Origin of the sequence: Halalkalibacterium halodurans (assembly GCF_005671335.1) — a bacterium.
Classification (GTDB): Bacteria; Bacillota; Bacilli; order Bacillales; family Bacillaceae_D; genus Halalkalibacterium; species Halalkalibacterium halodurans.
In genome coordinates, this window is sequence record NZ_CP040441.1 from 1852636 (window position 1) to 1870171 (window position 17536).

A 17536-nucleotide genomic window follows, 5' to 3' on the forward strand; every position below is an offset into this window, starting at 1 on the left:
GGCGAGCCGTTTTTTCGCGCTATTCCGTTTCTCCGTCCTGTTGTTCATCGTTTGGAGGGTTCGTAGCAGGTGGATCTGTTTCATCATCTTCATTGTCGTCATCATTGTCATTCGGTCGTCCGTCATTACCTGGACGGTTGTTATTTCCGTTTCCATTCCCATTGCCGTTCCCGTTGTTGTTACCTTCATTTCCGTTGTTTTGATCATTTCCTTGATCAGGGTCCTCTTCTTCGTTGCCGTCCTGTTGCTCTTCCTCGTCAGGCTCTGTCATTTCTTCCTCATCTGGCTCTTCTTCTTCTCCGCCTGGAACGGTTACTTTGACTTCGGCAGAGTTGCTTGTCACATTAGAATCGCTATCAGAGACGGCAGTGACACGGAAACGATAGGTCGTGCCTGGGGTTACGTCATCAACGATAAATTGCATATCTTTGGTCGTGTCGATCGTGTTAAAGCCACCATCGCCAACGGCCATTTCTAAACGGAAGGATACCTCATCGAGCTTAGACGCATCATATTCCCAGCTACCGATAATTTGTCCTGTTGCTTCATTGTAGTTTGCTGTCAGGTTTGATGGTCCTGACAGACGATCAAATTGTTCAGACACCCGGGTCGGTTCCGTTCCACGGACGAATAGCTCGTAAACAATTTCGCTTTGAGGCGTATGACTGCTCGGTAATAATCCCGTGCTTTTTTCAATGCCAATACGGACAACGGAGTTCGGCATTTCAAAGTCAGGGGTTTCTACTTTACTTGATACTTCTTCCATGACAGCTTTAAATATCTGCATGGCGATCCGTTGTTCCTCTTGACTTAGTAAATAGTTTTCCTCACCGAACTCAGTGAATCCAGTCCAAACAGCAGCTGTATACCGTGTCGTATAGCCTGCAAACCAACGGTCTGGAACAGCTCCACTAGGGAGGCCATATTTTTGCTGGATCTCTCGATCAAAGTTCGTTGTCCCCGTCTTACCTGCGAGAGGAAGACCTGGAATACTTGCGACTGTACCTGTTCCTGATTCAACAGCTGTTTTCAACATGTCAGAGATCATATAGGCCGTATAATCGCTCATCGCCTGTGTTGATTCTGGCGTAGTGTCAATGACGCGGCCGTCAGGGAATTCAATTTTACGAACAGTGTGTGGTTCGATATATTTTCCTCCGTTACCAAACGCCGCATAAGCACCAGCCATATCAAGGGTCGATACGCCTGTGTTAAACCCGCCTAACCCATAGGATTCATGCATTGGCTTTTGATCGATTTCGACGCCGATGCTTTCAGCAAATTCTGCTGCACGCTCAACGCCTACTTCCTGCAATGCTTTAATCGCAGGAACGTTGCGTGATTCAGCGAGCGCCTGTCGCATCGTCATGTTTCCTTTATACGCGCCATCAAAGTTTTTAAATTCCACTCCATTACTGTACTGATGCGGTTCGTCTTTAATGATTCGACCAGTCGACCATTGTAAATACTCAATCACTGGCCCATAGTCAAGAATCGGCTTAATTGTAGAACCTGGCTGACGTTTAATATCGGTTGCGTAGTTAAATCCACGTTGCACATTTGTATTTTCACGACCGCTACCGATCGCTTTAATTTCACCTGTTTGTGTGTCCACGAGGGTAATACCCGCTTGGAAGTCTTCTTTGTTCGGATACGTTTGAATAAACTCATCGGTTTGCAAGACTTTTTCTACGTGTTGCTGCGCTTCTGTGTCGAGCGTAGTGTAGATTTTAAGACCTGCATTGTACAAATCGTTAACGCTGATGCCTTCCATTTCCTCGACTTCTTTATGCACTTGGTTATAAAAGGCTTGGAATGGATAAGATTCTCGCTCTTGAACGTTTAACTGTTCAGCAATCGGAATCGAACGAGCCGCTTCAGCTTCCTCTGCGGTAATTTTTCCTTGATCCTCCATCATCGAGATGACAAGGTTCCGACGGCTTTCTGCGTTTTCAGGGTTGACGACCGGGTCATAAAAGCTTGGCCGACGCGGAATCGCTGCAAGCAAAGCTGCATCAGCAAGGGAGAACGAGTCGTCTGTGATCGATTTCCCGAAATAATATTGAGACGCTTGCTCCACCCCGTATACCCCTTGTCCGAGATAGATTTGATTTAAATACATCTCAAGAATTTGGTTTTTCGAATATTGTTGTTCGAGCTTAACCGCTAAATATTGTTCCTGAATTTTACGTGTAAGTGCTTTTTCGTTCGTTAAAAAAACGTTTTTGACGAGCTGCTGGGTGATCGTACTAGCCCCTTCAGCGCCAAAGCCGCTCGTAATGTTCGCAGCGATCGCTCCACCAATACGGCGAAGGTCAATCCCGAAGTGATCGCGGAATCGAACGTCCTCGACGGAGATGAATGCTTCCTCAAGCTCCTCTGGAATGTCTTGATAGTTGACTAGGATTCGGCGCTCAGATGTGTCTAATTGGGAAACAAACTCATCTGATTGATCAAAAATTTGCGCTCCTTGTGGAAATTGAAGCTTTTCAGGATCAATTTCCGGCGATTGTGCGATGATGGCAAAGACGGTAATACCGCCTGCAAGCATGATCGCTCCAAAAAGAAGGATAAACGCAATAAACAGCTTTTTCAATATTCCTCTTTTCGGCTTGCGGCGATCGTTCTTTTTCTTTTTCGCTTGTCGCCGCCCTTGTCTTGTATTTGCTTCATTTGACATGATTGACTCTCCCTTTCTCCTAAAAACTTATGAGAAGTACACTTGATCAACCACATGTAAATAATCAACACGTGGATGATATCCTATTTTAATTAAATGTCCGTAACTGTCAATATAGGACTTTGGAATGGATTTCCGCTTCGTTTCTTTCGTTTCAAAAGCCTTTATAACATGGGACGCGTCGAGAAGATAGGTTTCATCAAACGTTGTAAATCTTACGATAACAAAGCAGATCCCATCTTGGGCGAGCACTTTTTTCATATGTTCCATTTGATGCTCATGAAAGTTTTGAATCGGAAAGGATGTTTTATTCCGTGTTTCTTTCGCTTCGAAATCAAGATACTTTCCGCGGTATACACCGTTGTAATCCGTTGTTGACGGCTGTTTAAAGTAGGCTTCTTTGATGACAGCCGCACTTCGCTTTGGATAATCGACGTTGACGATTTGAACAGGCGTCGGCTTTTTATGGATAACCGCTCGGCCATGGGTTAAATAGTAGCTGTTTGTTTCGTTAATGTCGGATTCGAGCGTCATGCCGCGATTGCTATAATCGATTTTTTTTCGTTTATGAGTCGAAGAAGCTTTAGCCGGCTGAAACGGTCTTCCGTTCGGATAACGAATCGTCAAAAGGATCACCAACCTTTCTGAAACAGCTTCATGCATGAAATGATGGCTATATGCACACACTAAGACCATCAATCTTATATATTCTATCACATTTAATCGGCAAATCTTGTCGATAATCTTGAAACTTTATGGCGAAAAAAGGAGAAGCCGATGAATTCATGCTGCAAAGATTGGATCATCCGTGTCATTCGCGAAGAAACGGAATACTTGAACGCTGATAATGTGAGCCGGACGATGGCTTATCAACGCTTTTTTCAAAAGTATCCTGAAATTCGCTGGGCGTTTTTAGCTAGTATGGTGTCGCGAAATGCTGGCTATCATATGACGGATTTAGAAAGCAAATGGTTTCAATTTCTTTTAAATCCGTTGATCCGAAAGCAATTATTTCTTACATACGAACGAGCCAACTGGGCGATTTTCCGCGATGCTTATCCGCAATTAATGATTTATGAATGGTCAAAACGGTGGGGGCAACCTTTTTTTCATTGGTTAAAAGAGTTTCAAGTGTCACCTTTCATGATGAAAGAGTGGAGACATTTTTGGCGACAAGGAAACATGGATCGTCTCTGTGCAGCGCTCATCATAAACGAACAAAATGTGATACAAAAACCGGTCATTGAAGAACCTTCGCTTAAGAAAGCGGTCTTTCGTCGTCTTCCCTTCTATTTACAGGAGCTTGGACACTTCGGACATGTCTTATTGCCAACGAAGGATGGGTCGTTATTCGGTCTTTATACTCGCCAATTTCAAAAGGTTGATGCGCGAATCTGGTTAGGGAAGAAGTTGGCGGGACTATTGTTTCATCCTGAAGTTTATTCAGGCGTTGCGGCCTTTGCTTTTTCAACGGAGCATACAGGGTCTCGCGGTGACTATTTACGCTACGGTTCATGGAATTCAGGCAATACGAGCCCACTTCTACGACTCACGCATCCAATCATCTCCCATCAATCGGCCACTTCAAGCAGATGGAATGCGACAGTGAAAGATCTCAATAAATGGATGGCGCCGATTGGGGTCACGAAACCTATTGACCATATGCCGTGGGTGAAGAAAAAACAGACCGAGCTGTTTCTTCTTTATTCTGTTAAAAAGAAACTAAGGCATGTAATCCCTTATGAAACAAGCCCCCATTAAGCCTATCAGCTGGCTTAAAAAGGGGCTTGTTTTTACTCTACTGGTCGATTTGGTCCTGTCAATTTTTTATCACCGTATCCGGGAGCTTGTTTGTTCTGTTGGGAATCCGGTGCTTTATCCTGACGTTGTCCTGTTTGGCGCTGAGCCATCTCCTTCACCTCCAGTCCTAAGGTTGGTGTTAGTATGAGCCTTTCTGACAAAAACAAACAAAGATGCGGAAAATCCTCAATTTCTTTACGTACATTCGTCGATTCCCACTTTCTTTGCCGAATGATTACTAGTTTTGTCAACGAGACAGGGATCTGCCTGTTCATTAAGAATAAATCTAGCAACGAATTGTTTGTAGGAGGGATTTTTTTATGGCAGTACAGTGGAAGACGAAAGAAGTTTCTGAACAGCTTGGGGTTAATCCAACGACAGTGCAACGATGGGTGAAGTTTTTCGGAATCCAATGTGAGACAAATGAACACGGACATTTGCTGTTTGAAAAAGAACATCTCACCGTGTTGAAAGCCATTCAAAACCAGCTTAAGTCAGGAAAAAAGATGAGAGATGTAGTGATTGAAGAGAATGAGCAGCTCATTCAAAAGCCTGAGACGCAACCGATGGTAGCCACGGAACAATACGAACAGCGGACGAAACAATTCATGGAAAAAATAGCGGAGCTAGAAAAGCAGCTCTCACAGAAAGCGGACGATGTCGTGAGCTATCAAATTTTAAAACACCGAGCGGAAATCGATGAAATGTTTAAAACGCTTCAATCACTTGAATTACGAATGGCAAAAGTGGAAGAGCAGCTAGAAAAACAGCAAGAAGAATTTCCATTGGCAGCTGGCGACGTCCCGAAGCGAAAACGTTCGTTCATGCGACTCTTTAGCTTTTAACGTTCGATTCTTCCTAGTTCCCGCAACCTTTGCTACAATATGAGATGGGGGTGGCAGGAATGAATAGGGAAGATTTGGAGCAACTTGAAAAGCTAACAAGCCAACTTCGAAAACAAAATAATGAAGCTTATCATCACTATATCCATACGGTTCGAGGAGATGAATCGTATGAGCCAGATTTTTATGGGCAAGTAAAGCCATTTGCCGATTCAGTAAAAGAAAAAAGTGATGAATGGAAGCCCCTCGCTCTTCGTTACGTGAAACAATATGAACCAGATTACGTCTACCCTTTACAGGTGGAAAATACAGTTGAAAATCTGGAGATCATTTCGGTTCAATCGTTCTTTCTGAAGACGGGAAAAAAACGATTTGTCGAAATGATTAAATCCATTGATTTCATACTAGAACAATTAGAAGAACAAGTTCGTGTCACGAGAAAGGGGAAGGCACATTGAAACAGTATACTGTATCACTAGACTGGTTATCGGAGCACCTTGAGGGGGTAAAGGTCGTCGATTGTCGCTTTTCCTTACAGGATTCTGCAGATGGTTTACGCCGTTATCAGGACGGACATATACAAGGGGCGGTTTATTTTGACCTCGTGCACGATTTGTCAGGCACGGTCCAAGACCATGGTGGGAGACACCCTCTCCCAGAGGTGGATACGTTTTTAGAAAAAGTAGAGGCGGCAGGTATTGATCATGAGACGACAGTGGTTGCCTACGATGATGAGGGAGGACCATTCGCTTCACGCTTTTGGTGGCTGCTTCGCTATCTCGGCCACGAGAATGTCTATGTTTTAGATGGCTCGTTCTCCGAATGGCAAGCGGTGGGTTATCCCGTGGATCGAAATATCCCTATGTATGCAAAAACAACGATGGATGTTAAAGTGAAGCCGGAGCGCCTCGCGACCTATACGTACGTAAAACAGAACCTGTCCGACCCAGCTGTTCATCTAATTGATGCAAGAGAGCCTGCACGCTTTCTTGGAAAGGTGGAGCCGATTGATAAGAAGAAAGGCCACATACCGAACGCTAAAAATCGTTTTTGGCAGGACGGCTTGAACGGGAAGAAGCGAAAGAGCGCAAAGGAGCAGGCGGAGAGATTTGCTGATCTTCCGAAAGAGGATGAGGTCATTGTCTATTGCGGGTCAGGTGTAACAGCTTGTCCGAATGTATTAACCCTTGAGGAGCTCGGGTATAAACGTGTACGCTTATACGTCGGTAGCTGGAGCGATTGGATTTCGCACGATGAAAGTGAAATTGCTACGGGTGAGGAAGGGGAAAGAACACGTGACAAGTGAACGGTCGCGTGTTCTTTTTTACTTCTTTAATATAAGGATAAGAGAGATGCAATCGCTTCTGGCATTTAAGAGGTGCGGTGCTCAATTTTGCGGTGGGGTAAGCACCAATTGTAGTGAACGGATAGCATTCGTAAGAAAACGACTAATATTATAAGAAAGCCGATCCCGATTGGTCCGGAAACGATGTTTAGTCCGATCGCCGCACCTGCGAGCATCGCCCAGCCAATGTAAATTTCTTTTGACAAAACGAGTGGCTTTCGGCGAGCAAGCATATCGCGAACAATTCCCCCACCAGCTCCCGTGAGAGCAGCAGCGACGATGACGGCACTTAATGGATGATCCATGCTCGTCGCAAATAGTGCACCTTGAATCGCAAAGGCAGCAAGGCCGATGGCGTCAAATAGCAGTCCGAACTTTAGCCAATGGTTAATCCATAAGTTCGGCAGGAAGAAGGCAATCGTCATCACAATGAAGGCGATCGTAAATAACGTTCCTTGCTCCCAAAGAGCGGAGACAGGGACGCCGATCAACAAGTTGCGGATCGCGCCTCCACCAAAAGCGGTGACAAATCCTAAGATGTAGACACCCATTAGGTCAAAATCTTCTTCCATTGCGACGATGACACCGCTCAATGCAAAGGCGATCGTCCCGATGACATTTAACACGTCCCAAGCCATATGTTGTTCTCCTTTTCCGTGATGGCAGCAAACACACTATACCATAGCTTCGTTGTTGAATGAAGGGGGAATTAGGCAAGAAAACGATTACCGAGGAGCAGAATGTGGGCATTTGCTAGCGGCTGCTATTGTCTGAACGTTTAAAGAAAACTTGGCGATTCCGAGCCATACTGGCACTTTATACAAACGAAGGTTTCATGCGTGCAAATGTAAAAAAAGATCGACGTTGTCCGCCGATCTTTCCGTTCGATTACCCATTATCTCTAAACATGTAAAAGATCATGACAATGATTGTCACAAAGGACAATCCCATTAAGACAGGTGTTAAAATTGTCGGTTCTGCAGCCGCTGCTTCTTCTTCTCCGTGACCGCCACCACCTGCAGCAAGCACAGTCGAAACCGGTACGAGCAAAAATGTAAAAACAAATGCAGGAACCAAAGCTAACCATTTTGCCATGTATCACTAACCTCCCCACGATCCGTTGCTCATTTTCTGCTAGCAACGGGAATGGTCATTATGTACGTATCGTCTCTATTATAATTTTCTAACTCGCAATAATCAACTCCATTCAGTTACAAGCTTGTGAAAACGCTTTTTCAAATCAGTAAAGCAGACGATCCGCTTCCAAGGGTTCGCAAATAACAGTCCGTATGTTAAGATGATGATATTGTAAGGAAACTCGAAAAAAAGATTAAGGCTGTATAGTGATGGAAAGGATAACCGAACATGGGAAAGATTCAAATTGAAGATATCATTATTGCTAACCAGACGTTAAAAGATGTCGTTGTCCATACCCCTTTGCAAAAAAACCAAGTACTCTCTGAGCGCTATGAGTGCAACGTTTATTTAAAACGGGAGGACATGCAAGTGGTTCGCTCGTTCAAAATCCGCGGCGCGTTCCATCAAATTTCCAGCATTCCGAAAGAGGAATTAAACAACGGGGTCGTCTGTGCCAGTGCAGGAAATCACGCACAAGGTGTTGCGTATTCCTGTCACACGTTGCAAATTCCGGGGAAAATTTTTATGCCGACGACGACGCCACGGCAAAAAGTAGACCAAGTCAAATTCTTCGGTAAGGAATATGTGGAGGTCATATTAACAGGGGATACGTTCGATGACTCTTTTAACGAAGCGAAAGAGTACGGAATAAAGCATAAAATGACCTTTATCCATCCATTCGATCAAGAAAAGATTGTTGCAGGTCAGGGAACCGTTGGGATGGAAATCATGAACGATATTGACGACAACATTGATTACTTGTTCTGTTCGATTGGTGGAGGCGGCCTTATTAGTGGTGTTGGAACATACATTAAAAGCATTAGCCCGCGGACGAAAGTGATCGGATGTGAACCGGCCGGAGCGCCAGCCATGAAGGAATCACTTAAGCAAGGGAAGGTTATCGAGCTTGAAAAAATCGACAAATTTGTCGACGGCGCAGCCGTAAAAAAGGTCGGAGAAATTCCTTTTGAAATTTGCCAAAAAATTCTGGAAGATATTGTTCTAGTACCTGAGGGAAAAATATGTACAACCATCCTTAACCTCTACAATCAAGATGCGATCGTAGCGGAGCCTGCAGGGGCGATGCCGATTGCTGCACTCGACTTTTTTAAAGACGAGATCAAAGGAAAGACGGTCGTCTGTGTGTTAAGTGGTGGAAACAACGATATTGGCCGGATGCAGGAAATGAGGGAACGCTCATTGATCTATGAAGGATTACAGCATTACTTTATCATCCAATTTCCGCAACGAGCTGGGGCATTGAAAGAATTCATTCTTGATGTTCTCGGTCCAGATGATGACATCACTCGGTTTGAATATACAAAGAAAAACAATAAATCAAATGGCCCCGTATTAATAGGGATTGAGCTGAAATGTGATGAGGACTATCATCGTTTAATGGATCGTCTCAACAAAAAAGGCTTTGAATATCGTGAAATTAATAAAAATGAGAGTTTGTTTAACCTGTTAATTTGACAGGGGATAAAGACGCTTCGGTCATAATTCGAGGCGTTTTTTTCGTAAGTAAAGAAAAATTCCGTTTATTACCTAGTGTTTAGATAACGCAGGATTGAATAAAAATGAGGGTTTCAATCGCTATCGATCATTCGTTTCTTCAAAATGACGGAAAAAGGACGATAAAAAGAGTGAACACGTATGTGAAGGGGAGATTGAACATGAGTCAAGACTTATTACAGACAGGAACGAACGAACTAGAAATCATCATCTTTACAGTAGGAAAAGAAACCTTCGCCATGAATGTCATGAAAGTGCGGGAAATCATTCAACCGATTCCTGTAACATCTGTTCCGAATAGCCATCCCCACGTGGAAGGGCTTATCCGACTCCGAGATGAAGTGCTTAGCCTTGTAGACCTATATAAAGTGCTAGGAGAACTGCGAGCAGAAGAGGCGACTGAAGATAAATTTATTGTCGGTGAGCTTAACCGGATGAAGGTCGCATTTCACGTTGAAAAAGTCTCGAACATCCACCGGATTTCATGGAGCGATATTGAAAAGCCGACCGATCTTTCTCAAGGACTAGAGGGGCTCGTAACAGGGGTCGTTAAAGTCGATGACAAGCTTATCCTCTTACTTGACTTCGAAAAAATCGTTGTTGACATCAATCCAGAAACAGGAATCCACCCTCGCCAAATAGAAGGGCTTGAGAACAAAAACCGCAGCACTAAAAAACTAGTTATTGCTGAAGATTCTGTCATGCTTCGGAAATTGTTACATGATACTCTTACGGCTGCAGGCTATGAAAAGCTTACCTTTTTCGAAAATGGCGAAGAAGCATTTGCGTATCTAAACCATGAAAAAGAGGAAGGCACGCTGTTTGACAATGTTGATCTCGTCATTACAGATGTGGAAATGTCACAAATGGACGGCCTTCATTTAACGAAGAAAATAAAGCAAGATGAAGTTATGGGCAACGTTCCAGTCGTTATTTTCTCATCACTCATCACGAAGGACCTCTATTTTCAAGGGGAATCGGTTGGAGCAGATGGACAAATCAGCAAGCCTGAAATCGCCCAATTGGTAAAGTTGATTGATGAGCTATTACATGTATAATAACAGTACATGGAGTAGAAGTTTGAAATACATATAAAGGATGTAGGCGATGGAATTTCACTTTTTTGGAACAGGGTCAGGCGTTCCTTCCATTGAGCGCAATGTGAGCGCGTGTGCTGTACGGTTTTTACAGCAACGTGGCAAGCAGTGGTTATTTGATTGTGGTGAGGCGACACAGCACCAAATTTTGCGTTCCTCGATCGCGTTAGGAAAAATTGAGCGAATCTTTATTACCCATTTACACGGGGATCATATTTTTGGCTTGCCGGGTTTGCTCGGCTCCCGTTCGTTTCAAGGGGGAGAGAACCCGCTGTTCCTCTATGGACCTAAAGGTATACGATCCTTCGTGGAAACGGCTCTACAAGTATCAAATACCCATGTGAAGTATGAACTGACCATTGAGGAGTTTTCAGAGCCTGGTCTGTTGTTTCATGAGGAAGGGTTCAAGGTCGAAACAATTCTTCTCGATCATGTCATGCCTTGCTATGCGTTTAAAGTGACAGAAGATGACCGTCCCGGCGAACTGCTCGTCGATCGGTTAAAAGCAAAAGGTGTGCCACCTGGACCGCTTTACCGGAAAATTCAACAAGGGGAAACCGTTGAACTGCCAACTGGTGAACGCTTGGAAGCGAACGCTTTTTTAGGTCCACCAAAACGGGGGCGATCATTTGTGCTTGCGGGCGATACGCGGCCAGTCAAAGAGTTAATCCCGTTTGCTAAGAACGTCAATGTTCTTATTCATGAAGCGACCTTTTTAGACGATAAAAAGGGGCATGCCCACGAGTATGGACATTCTACGATGGCTGACGCAATTCAATTAGCAAAGCAGGCGAATGTGGATCATCTAATTCTTACCCACATTAGCTCCCGTTACCATGATATGAGTGATGAACTGCAAAAGAAAGCGCAAAATGCGTTTGCGAATGCAGTTGTAGCCCATGATTTTTACGTGTTTCACCTGCCGGTTGCAAAGGGATAAATGGCAAGATAACAGGGTATAGTAAGGGCATTCCCAAGTACGAAGGAGTGTCTAACTATGACGGTGCGTGAACACTTTTTTAACATGTTGGAAAAAGTGGACCAAACGTTATCAGAAGTCGAAGAGCAATTTGAAGACGGTTTGCGGGTGGGCGCATACGACGATGTCGCCTACCATGAAGCCCAACTTCGCTTAGAGCAGTTAAATCAGGAGCTCGAAGGGATTGTCAAATCAGCTACACCAGAGCAAAAAGAGGAACTCGAACGAGCGGTGCGGCAAATTCGACAGCTCGAAAACCGAATGATCTTAAAGCGATAAATGAGCAGGGAGCGGTTTAAAACCCGTTCCTTTTCCGTTTTAGCCATCTTTCCGTGTAAAATGGTAGGTTCTTCATAAGCTTTTTGTTACAATATGAGGGGAAGCATGAATGTGGCGAGATGAGGAGGTTTCGTGCTAGTGGGAAGCAAGGCACCTGCAGCTGCTAACACGCATGGGGTATACTTTCACTCACCGTTATGTGGGACGTGCAAAGTGGCAAAGCGGATGATCAAAGTGATGGAAGAAACGTTTCCTCATTTTGAGATTAGGGAAGTAAATATTAATGAAGAGATGGCGCTAGCTCACTCTCTCAAAGTAACGAGCATTCCTTGCTTGATTATTTTTCAAGAAGAGCGTGAAGCGGAGAGATTGTACGCATTTCGCTCGTTAGAACATTTATATACGAAACTAAAACCGTACACGGTTGTGGAGCGATTACATAAATCGTTTCGACTCGACCAAACGAAAGGGGATTAAAACGTCATGTCTATGCATTATGAAGATTATATGCGTCAAGTGGTTGAACCGATGAGAAGAGAATTAACCGAACGCGGATTTAAGGAGTTATTAACACCTGAAGAGGTTGAGCAATATATGGAATCGGCTGAAGGCACGACCCTCGTTGTCATTAATTCCGTCTGTGGCTGTGCGGCAGGGCTAGCCCGTCCGGCGGCAGTTACTTCTCTTGCTCACGATAAGCATCCAGATCATCTTGTGACCGTTTTTGCGGGTCAAGAGAAAGAAGCAACCGCTAAAATGAGAGAATACCTTGCGCCAAATCCACCATCCTCACCATCGATGGCCCTATTTAAAGGAAAAGAGCTTGTCCATTTTATCCCACGGGAAGAGATTGAAGGGGCGGAGCCAGAAGCTCTCATCCGTCGTCTGGCTATGGCGTACAACGAACATTGCGAATAATCGGTGTGTGACCGCTATGAAAGCACCGCTGTTTTCTTTAAAAGATGGTCAGACAGGAAACATCCTTCGTCTAGAGGACGTCAAAGGACAAGTGGTTATGCTCACGTTTTGGGCTTCGTGGTGCCCAGATTCGCAGCGAGATTTAGAGCAAAAGTGGGAGCTCTATAAACAAATGGATAAGGCAAAATTGGCGTTTCTGACGATTAACGTCACAGGTCGTGAGGGAAGATCAGACGATGGGATAGCCTATGCAAAAGAGCATGGTTATGATTTTACGATTTTGTTAGATGAAGGGACGACCGTATATGACCAGTATCGCTGTATGGGCGTACCGACAACGTTTTTGCTAGATGAAGAGCTAAACATAAAGTACCGCTATTCAGATAGAGCAGCATTTATGGAGATCATGCAAGGATTGTCAACGCTCTTGTAATGGAAGTAAGAAGGGAGCCGAGAGAACATGAACATTCAATCAATTGAACCAACACCTAGTCCAAATACGATGAAATTAACCCTTGATCAAACGTTACCACAAGGAAAAAGCAACAATTACACGTTAAAAAATAAAGAGGAGGCCCCTCCTTTTATTCAAAAGCTATTTGAGATTGAAGGCGTTAAAGGGGTATACCACGTGGCCGACTTCTTAGCGATCGAGCGAAATGCAAAAGTCGACTGGAAAGTGATCCTGCCAAAGGTACGTGCCGTTTTCGGTGACGAAACAGGTGACGGGTCACAAAAAGAAAAGCCAGAAGTTCAAGAAGGCTACGGGGAAGTCCAAGTATTTTTACAACTATTTAAAGGCATCCCGATGCAAATAAAATTGTCAAATGGGGAAGAAGAAGTGAGAGAAGGCCTACCGGAGCGGTTTGCGAATGCAGCATTTGCCGCCCAACAGCCAGATGATAACGTCGTTCTCGAGCGTAAATGGGTAGAGCAAGGAGTCCGTTATGGGGAATTGGCTGATGTGGCGAAGGATGTGGCGGAGGAAGTATTAGCTGCCTTCTCTCAAGAGCGGCTTGATCGTTTAGTGAACATCGCGAAAGGTCTGGTCGATAAAACGCAAGAGCAAACCGAGGAGCGGTTTCGCAAAGTAACATTAGCGGACATGGAGCAAGACGACTGGCGCGATCGCTATGCAGCCCTCGACAAAATGGATCCAACTGAAGAAGATCTCCCAGTCTTAGAAAAAGCGCTACAGGATGAAAAAGCGTCGATTCGCAGGTTAGCGACCGTCTACCTAGGAATGATTGAAAAACCGGTTGTGCTTCCTTTACTTGAAAAAGCATTGAAGGACCCTTCTGTTACGGTGAGACGCACGGCTGGTGACTGTATGTCTGATATTGGTGACCCTGCAGCGATTCCTGCGATGATTGAAGCGTTGAAGGATAAAAACAAGCTTGTTCGCTGGAGAGCCGCCATGTTTCTATATGAGGTTGGAGATGAGACAGCCATTGATGCTTTGCGGCTGGCGGAGGATGACCCAGAATTCGAAGTAGCGATGCAAGTTAAAATGGCGTTAGAGCGCATTGTCGGTGGTGAAGAAGCAAAAGGCTCAGTCTGGAAGCAGATGACAGAAGAGATGGCAAAAGGAAAGAACGAATAACGAGTCATCGAAGCGGCGCCACACATGGGCGTCGTTTTTCACAAACGATACGAAAGGGAGGATTCACATGGACAAAGAACATATTCTAGATCGGCTCCAAAAAGAGGGGCTTGATGATGTAATTGAGCTTTTAGAAGATGCTGAGAAAGGTGAATTAGAGGAGCTGGAACTTGTTGAGTCACTAGGCCTCTTGCGCGATGAGCATTTAAACAAAGAGGTATTGACACTTCTTCAATCATTAGGGGTCGAGCTCATTTACGTCAAAGATGAAGATGAATAAACATTAACGAACGAAGGAGGGAGGATTGTGCGCCCAGCACCTGAGCAAACGATTTCCAAAAAAGCATTACCTGTCTGGAGAATCCAGGCGAGCTTAAAAAGTATTTTGGTGTTACTTCTCCCTGTCGGTTATATGATTGCCCGATATTTCTTTGCTGGGCTCCCGCTCTGGCCACTTTGGCCACTACTGGCTCTGTTTGTCCTCTACGTCATCGTATCCGTTTTTATCTACCCAATTGTCCTTTGGCGCAAGTGGCGATATGACGTACTCGAGCAAGAAATTGACTTACAGTATGGCGTGCTTATTGTGAGACGCACATTGATTCCTATGACGCGCGTTCAACACGTTGATACGGAGCAAGGGCCACTATTACGAAAATATCAATTAGCAGCGGTCACCATTTCAACCGCTTCCTCTGTACACCGAATTCCTGCCCTTTCCCTTGAAGTGGCAGACCGGTTGCGAGACCGAATTGCAGTGCTAGCGGCGGTGGCTGAAGATGAATGAATTAAAACGTCTCCACCCTGCATCGATGCTTGTGTCGTTTATGATAAGTTTACGAGGAATGCTGGTGCCTTTAGTCGTTAGTTTCTTTTTAGGCACGAGCGCAACTGGCTTTCAATTTCAATACATATTTTATGGATTACTCATCTTCTCCTTTTTGTCAGGGGTCCTTGACTGGATCACGTTTCGCTACCGTTTGTCTGAACATGAATTGTATGTTCAACGGGGGATACTGATCCGAAAAAAACGGTATATTCAAAAACATCGCGTTCAGTCGATTGATGTGACGGCGGGAATATTTCAACGGTTATTTGGACTCGTAAAAGTGAAAATTGAAACGGCAGGCGGCGGGGCAGAGCCGGAAGTGGAGCTACTTGCCATTACAAAGCGGGAGGCCCAATTTCTCCGTGAGCAACTACTCGAAAAACGTCAGCTTTTAGAAACAGAATGGTTAGACGATTCTGATGAAGATGAGAAGGAAAAAGTTGCGTCAACGATTCCTTTGTTTACGTTAGGAAAGACAAGGTTATGGATTGCAGCGATCACTTCCAGTGGTATTGGCTTAACGTTGTCGGCCATTGGGGCGCTTTATAGCCAACTGCAACAATTCATACCAGACACTGTTTATGAGCAAACATTCGGCTGGTTTACGGCATCGAGTGTTTGGTTAGTGGTCATCGTTGCTTTTACGTTAACCGTAATCGCATGGGTCCTTTCCATATTAGCAACCATGAGCAAATATTGGAATCATCAAGTGCAAGCAGCGAAACAAGGAAGGGAGCTAATCATTACTAGAGGGCTTCTCGAAACCCGTCAGCTTACGTTGCAAACCAAGCGTGTAACAGCCGTACGACTCGTGTCGAACCTGTTCAGACAGCCATTTGGTTACACTTCTGTCTATGTGGAGAGCAAGGGGGGCGGATCAAGTGATGAGCAGCTGTCGACCGTGTTGTTCCCCCTCGTCCGCAAGTCAGAAGTGAATGGGCTTTTAGCCAAATGTTTGCCGGAATATCAACTGGAAGATCAGTCGATCATACCGATTCCAAAACGAGCCTTATTCCGATTCCTTATTCGAACGGTTAGCCTTCCTGTCATTGTGACAGCCCTTTTGTTTACATTCACCGACTATGGTTGGATTGGTATCGTCCTTATATTATTGGCAGTATGGCTCGGATATTCGCAATACAAAGTGGCTGGGTACTTTTATCGAGAGGATAAACTAGTCTTTCGTTATCGCCAATTAAGCCAAGTCCACGTGATCGTTCCTAAACGAAAAATTCAAATGTTCGAAGTGGCAACATCGGTCTTTCAACAGCGCCTGCGCTTATGCAGTCCGCTCGTATCTGTTCAATCGAGCATTGTCGGTAAGACGTTCAGTGTCCGTGACTTGGATCGAAAGGATGGGAACCGGTTGCTGGCATGGTTTTCGATCGAACAGCCGTCGGTCTCCTTTAGTGACCGGACTCCAGAAAGAGCCACCGATTAAAGTAAAACTCCTCTCACCACAAGCGAGAGGAGTTTTACTTACTTCATTTCGAAAATTCATTCGTGTATGTGGCGATGGATCGCGTGCCTTGATCGGTAGTAAACTCAAAACGATCATATACTTCGTCTTTGCCGTTTTTCACTAGCTTTCGATCGTAGTGATGTTGAACGACCAATAATCCGCTAGGGGTTAAATAAGAAAGGAAGTTTACACCAGAAAAGGCTTGAACGGGTTGATGATTCGATTGGAGCAACTGAAACAGCAATGAGTTATGACAATGCACCATTTGCTGATGAGTCACCCCATGATCAGCGAGCCCTTTTTCAAAGGCAAGTAGCGCTTGTTTCTCAAGTTCATTTCGCAAAATATAATAAGGATCGAGTTGAATTTTTTCTAAGCGAATGGCGCTGTTTTCACGTAAACGAAATTGCCTACCGCCCTTGGAAGTAAAAGTCTGATCTCCGGCATATTGAACAGGAATCCATCCGTCCTTTGTTTTCCATTCGAATTCAAACGGACAACCTTCCAGCTCAAGATGTTGACCTTCTCCATCAACTAAAAATGGTCGGTCATTTTCAATTAAACATGTGTAATAAATGAAACGGTCTTCTTCTTGAGAAGAGGAATTGGTCACTCCTTGTTGTTGCAAGTAATGATCAATGGCTTCAATGTGTTTTTGCCCTTGTTGTTGAGAGTAACGAAGGGCGGCGAGCGTCTTAGCAGCTGCTTGCTTGAGCGACGTTTCAAACGGGAGGCGATCTTCCTCTTCAGCTGCTGTCAGTCTGCTACCTGCTACTTCGACCAGTTCACCATTTTCATAGATCGGAAGAGGGGTATGGGCGCTTCCTAAATCAATGTGAGGAAATTGCACGACCTCACGAATTTTTACTTGCCCACGCCACGGTCTGCCCGGTTCTGCGATTACTTGTTTTAACTCTCCAATATATACACCCTGTTGTCCTTTATCGAGAATAACAGGTTTCCCTATTAATGCTTTTGCTTCTTTTCGATTCATGAGAAACCCTCACTTTTTTAAAATCAATGTTTTCGGTTCAAGGTTTGCTGAACGAT

General features: G+C 44.6%; 20 protein-coding genes. 15 read left to right on the forward strand and 5 right to left on the reverse strand.

Going from position 1 to position 17536, the window contains the following annotated elements:
• Positions 1 to 19 precede the first annotated feature (19 nt).
• Positions 20 to 2680, reverse strand: a complete 2661-nt coding sequence (locus FED51_RS09165; protein ID WP_138090425.1) for a penicillin-binding protein 1A — start codon at positions 2678 to 2680, stop codon at positions 20 to 22.
• 27 nt (positions 2681 to 2707) lie between these two features.
• Positions 2708 to 3307: a Holliday junction resolvase RecU gene (gene recU, locus FED51_RS09170; protein ID WP_134228693.1), complete on the reverse strand. Its 600-nt coding sequence runs from the start codon at positions 3305 to 3307 to the stop codon at positions 2708 to 2710.
• A 150-nt stretch (positions 3308 to 3457) separates the two neighbouring features.
• On the opposite strand from recU, the gene FED51_RS09175 reads away from it, so the two are divergent.
• The 4 genes from FED51_RS09175 to FED51_RS09190 all read left to right on the forward strand — a co-directional run bounded on the left by FED51_RS09175 (position 3458) and on the right by FED51_RS09190 (position 6628).
• Positions 3458 to 4441: a DUF2515 domain-containing protein gene (locus FED51_RS09175; RefSeq protein WP_138090427.1), complete on the forward strand. Its 984-nt coding sequence runs from the start codon at positions 3458 to 3460 to the stop codon at positions 4439 to 4441.
• Between the two features lie 359 nt (positions 4442 to 4800).
• Complete coding sequence (gene racA / locus FED51_RS09180) at positions 4801 to 5325, forward strand: chromosome-anchoring protein RacA (protein WP_010897867.1); 525 nt, start codon at positions 4801 to 4803, stop codon at positions 5323 to 5325.
• A gap of 59 nt (positions 5326 to 5384) precedes the next feature.
• On the forward strand, positions 5385 to 5780 hold the full coding sequence (locus FED51_RS09185; protein WP_138090429.1) for a YppE family protein: 396 nt from the start codon (positions 5385 to 5387) through the stop codon (positions 5778 to 5780).
• The gene (locus tag FED51_RS09190) at positions 5777 to 6628 is read left to right on the forward strand and encodes a sulfurtransferase (RefSeq protein WP_010897869.1); all 852 of its coding nucleotides are present in this window, start codon (positions 5777 to 5779) and stop codon (positions 6626 to 6628) included. The genes FED51_RS09185 and FED51_RS09190 overlap by 4 nt, the downstream gene beginning before the upstream one ends.
• A gap of 65 nt (positions 6629 to 6693) precedes the next feature.
• On the opposite strand, the gene FED51_RS09195 is transcribed toward FED51_RS09190, so the two are convergent.
• Both FED51_RS09195 and FED51_RS09200 read right to left on the reverse strand, forming a co-directional pair.
• Positions 6694 to 7305, reverse strand: coding sequence for a trimeric intracellular cation channel family protein (locus tag FED51_RS09195; protein ID WP_010897870.1), 612 nt, complete (start codon positions 7303 to 7305; stop codon positions 6694 to 6696).
• Positions 7306 to 7555: 250 nt separating this feature from the next.
• A complete protein-coding gene (locus FED51_RS09200) occupies positions 7556 to 7762 on the reverse strand; it encodes a hypothetical protein (protein ID WP_010897871.1) in 207 nt (68 codons plus the stop codon).
• Positions 7763 to 8032: 270 nt separating this feature from the next.
• Between FED51_RS09200 and ilvA the strand changes: the two genes are divergently transcribed.
• The 11 genes from ilvA to FED51_RS09255 all read left to right on the forward strand — a co-directional run bounded on the left by ilvA (position 8033) and on the right by FED51_RS09255 (position 16465).
• Positions 8033 to 9280 (forward strand): threonine ammonia-lyase IlvA, encoded by a 1248-nt coding sequence (gene ilvA, locus FED51_RS09205; protein WP_010897872.1) that lies wholly within the window; start codon positions 8033 to 8035, stop codon positions 9278 to 9280.
• 200 nt (positions 9281 to 9480) lie between these two features.
• Entirely contained in the window at positions 9481 to 10377 is an 897-nt protein-coding gene (locus FED51_RS09210) for a chemotaxis protein (RefSeq protein ID WP_138090431.1), read from the forward strand.
• Positions 10378 to 10426: 49 nt separating this feature from the next.
• Positions 10427 to 11356, forward strand: coding sequence for a ribonuclease Z (gene rnz, locus FED51_RS09215; RefSeq protein ID WP_053431329.1), 930 nt, complete (start codon positions 10427 to 10429; stop codon positions 11354 to 11356).
• 57 nt (positions 11357 to 11413) lie between these two features.
• Entirely contained in the window at positions 11414 to 11674 is a 261-nt protein-coding gene (locus tag FED51_RS09220) for a YtzC family protein (protein ID WP_010897875.1), read from the forward strand.
• A 138-nt stretch (positions 11675 to 11812) separates the two neighbouring features.
• Entirely contained in the window at positions 11813 to 12151 is a 339-nt protein-coding gene (locus FED51_RS09225; protein ID WP_138090433.1) for a thioredoxin family protein, read from the forward strand.
• Between the two features lie 6 nt (positions 12152 to 12157).
• Positions 12158 to 12592 (forward strand): BrxA/BrxB family bacilliredoxin, encoded by a 435-nt coding sequence (locus FED51_RS09230; RefSeq protein WP_010897877.1) that lies wholly within the window; start codon positions 12158 to 12160, stop codon positions 12590 to 12592.
• A 16-nt stretch (positions 12593 to 12608) separates the two neighbouring features.
• Positions 12609 to 13025 (forward strand): TlpA disulfide reductase family protein, encoded by a 417-nt coding sequence (locus FED51_RS09235; protein ID WP_138090435.1) that lies wholly within the window; start codon positions 12609 to 12611, stop codon positions 13023 to 13025.
• A 27-nt stretch (positions 13026 to 13052) separates the two neighbouring features.
• Entirely contained in the window at positions 13053 to 14195 is a 1143-nt protein-coding gene (locus FED51_RS09240; protein ID WP_138090437.1) for a conserved virulence factor C family protein, read from the forward strand.
• 67 nt (positions 14196 to 14262) lie between these two features.
• Positions 14263 to 14475 carry a hypothetical protein gene (locus FED51_RS09245; protein WP_010897880.1) on the forward strand — a complete coding sequence of 71 codons (213 nt, stop codon included), beginning with the start codon at positions 14263 to 14265 and terminating at the stop codon, positions 14473 to 14475.
• Positions 14476 to 14502: 27 nt separating this feature from the next.
• The gene (locus tag FED51_RS09250) at positions 14503 to 14982 is read left to right on the forward strand and encodes a PH domain-containing protein (RefSeq protein ID WP_053431328.1); all 480 of its coding nucleotides are present in this window, start codon (positions 14503 to 14505) and stop codon (positions 14980 to 14982) included.
• Positions 14975 to 16465: a PH domain-containing protein gene (locus FED51_RS09255; RefSeq protein ID WP_138090439.1), complete on the forward strand. Its 1491-nt coding sequence runs from the start codon at positions 14975 to 14977 to the stop codon at positions 16463 to 16465. Before FED51_RS09250 ends, FED51_RS09255 begins: the two co-directional genes overlap by 8 nt.
• 43 nt (positions 16466 to 16508) lie before the next feature.
• Here the strand turns inward: FED51_RS09255 and FED51_RS09260 are convergent, their stop codons facing one another.
• Entirely contained in the window at positions 16509 to 17480 is a 972-nt protein-coding gene (locus tag FED51_RS09260; protein ID WP_138090441.1) for a DUF2777 domain-containing protein, read from the reverse strand.
• Between the last annotated feature and the right edge of the window lie 56 nt (positions 17481 to 17536).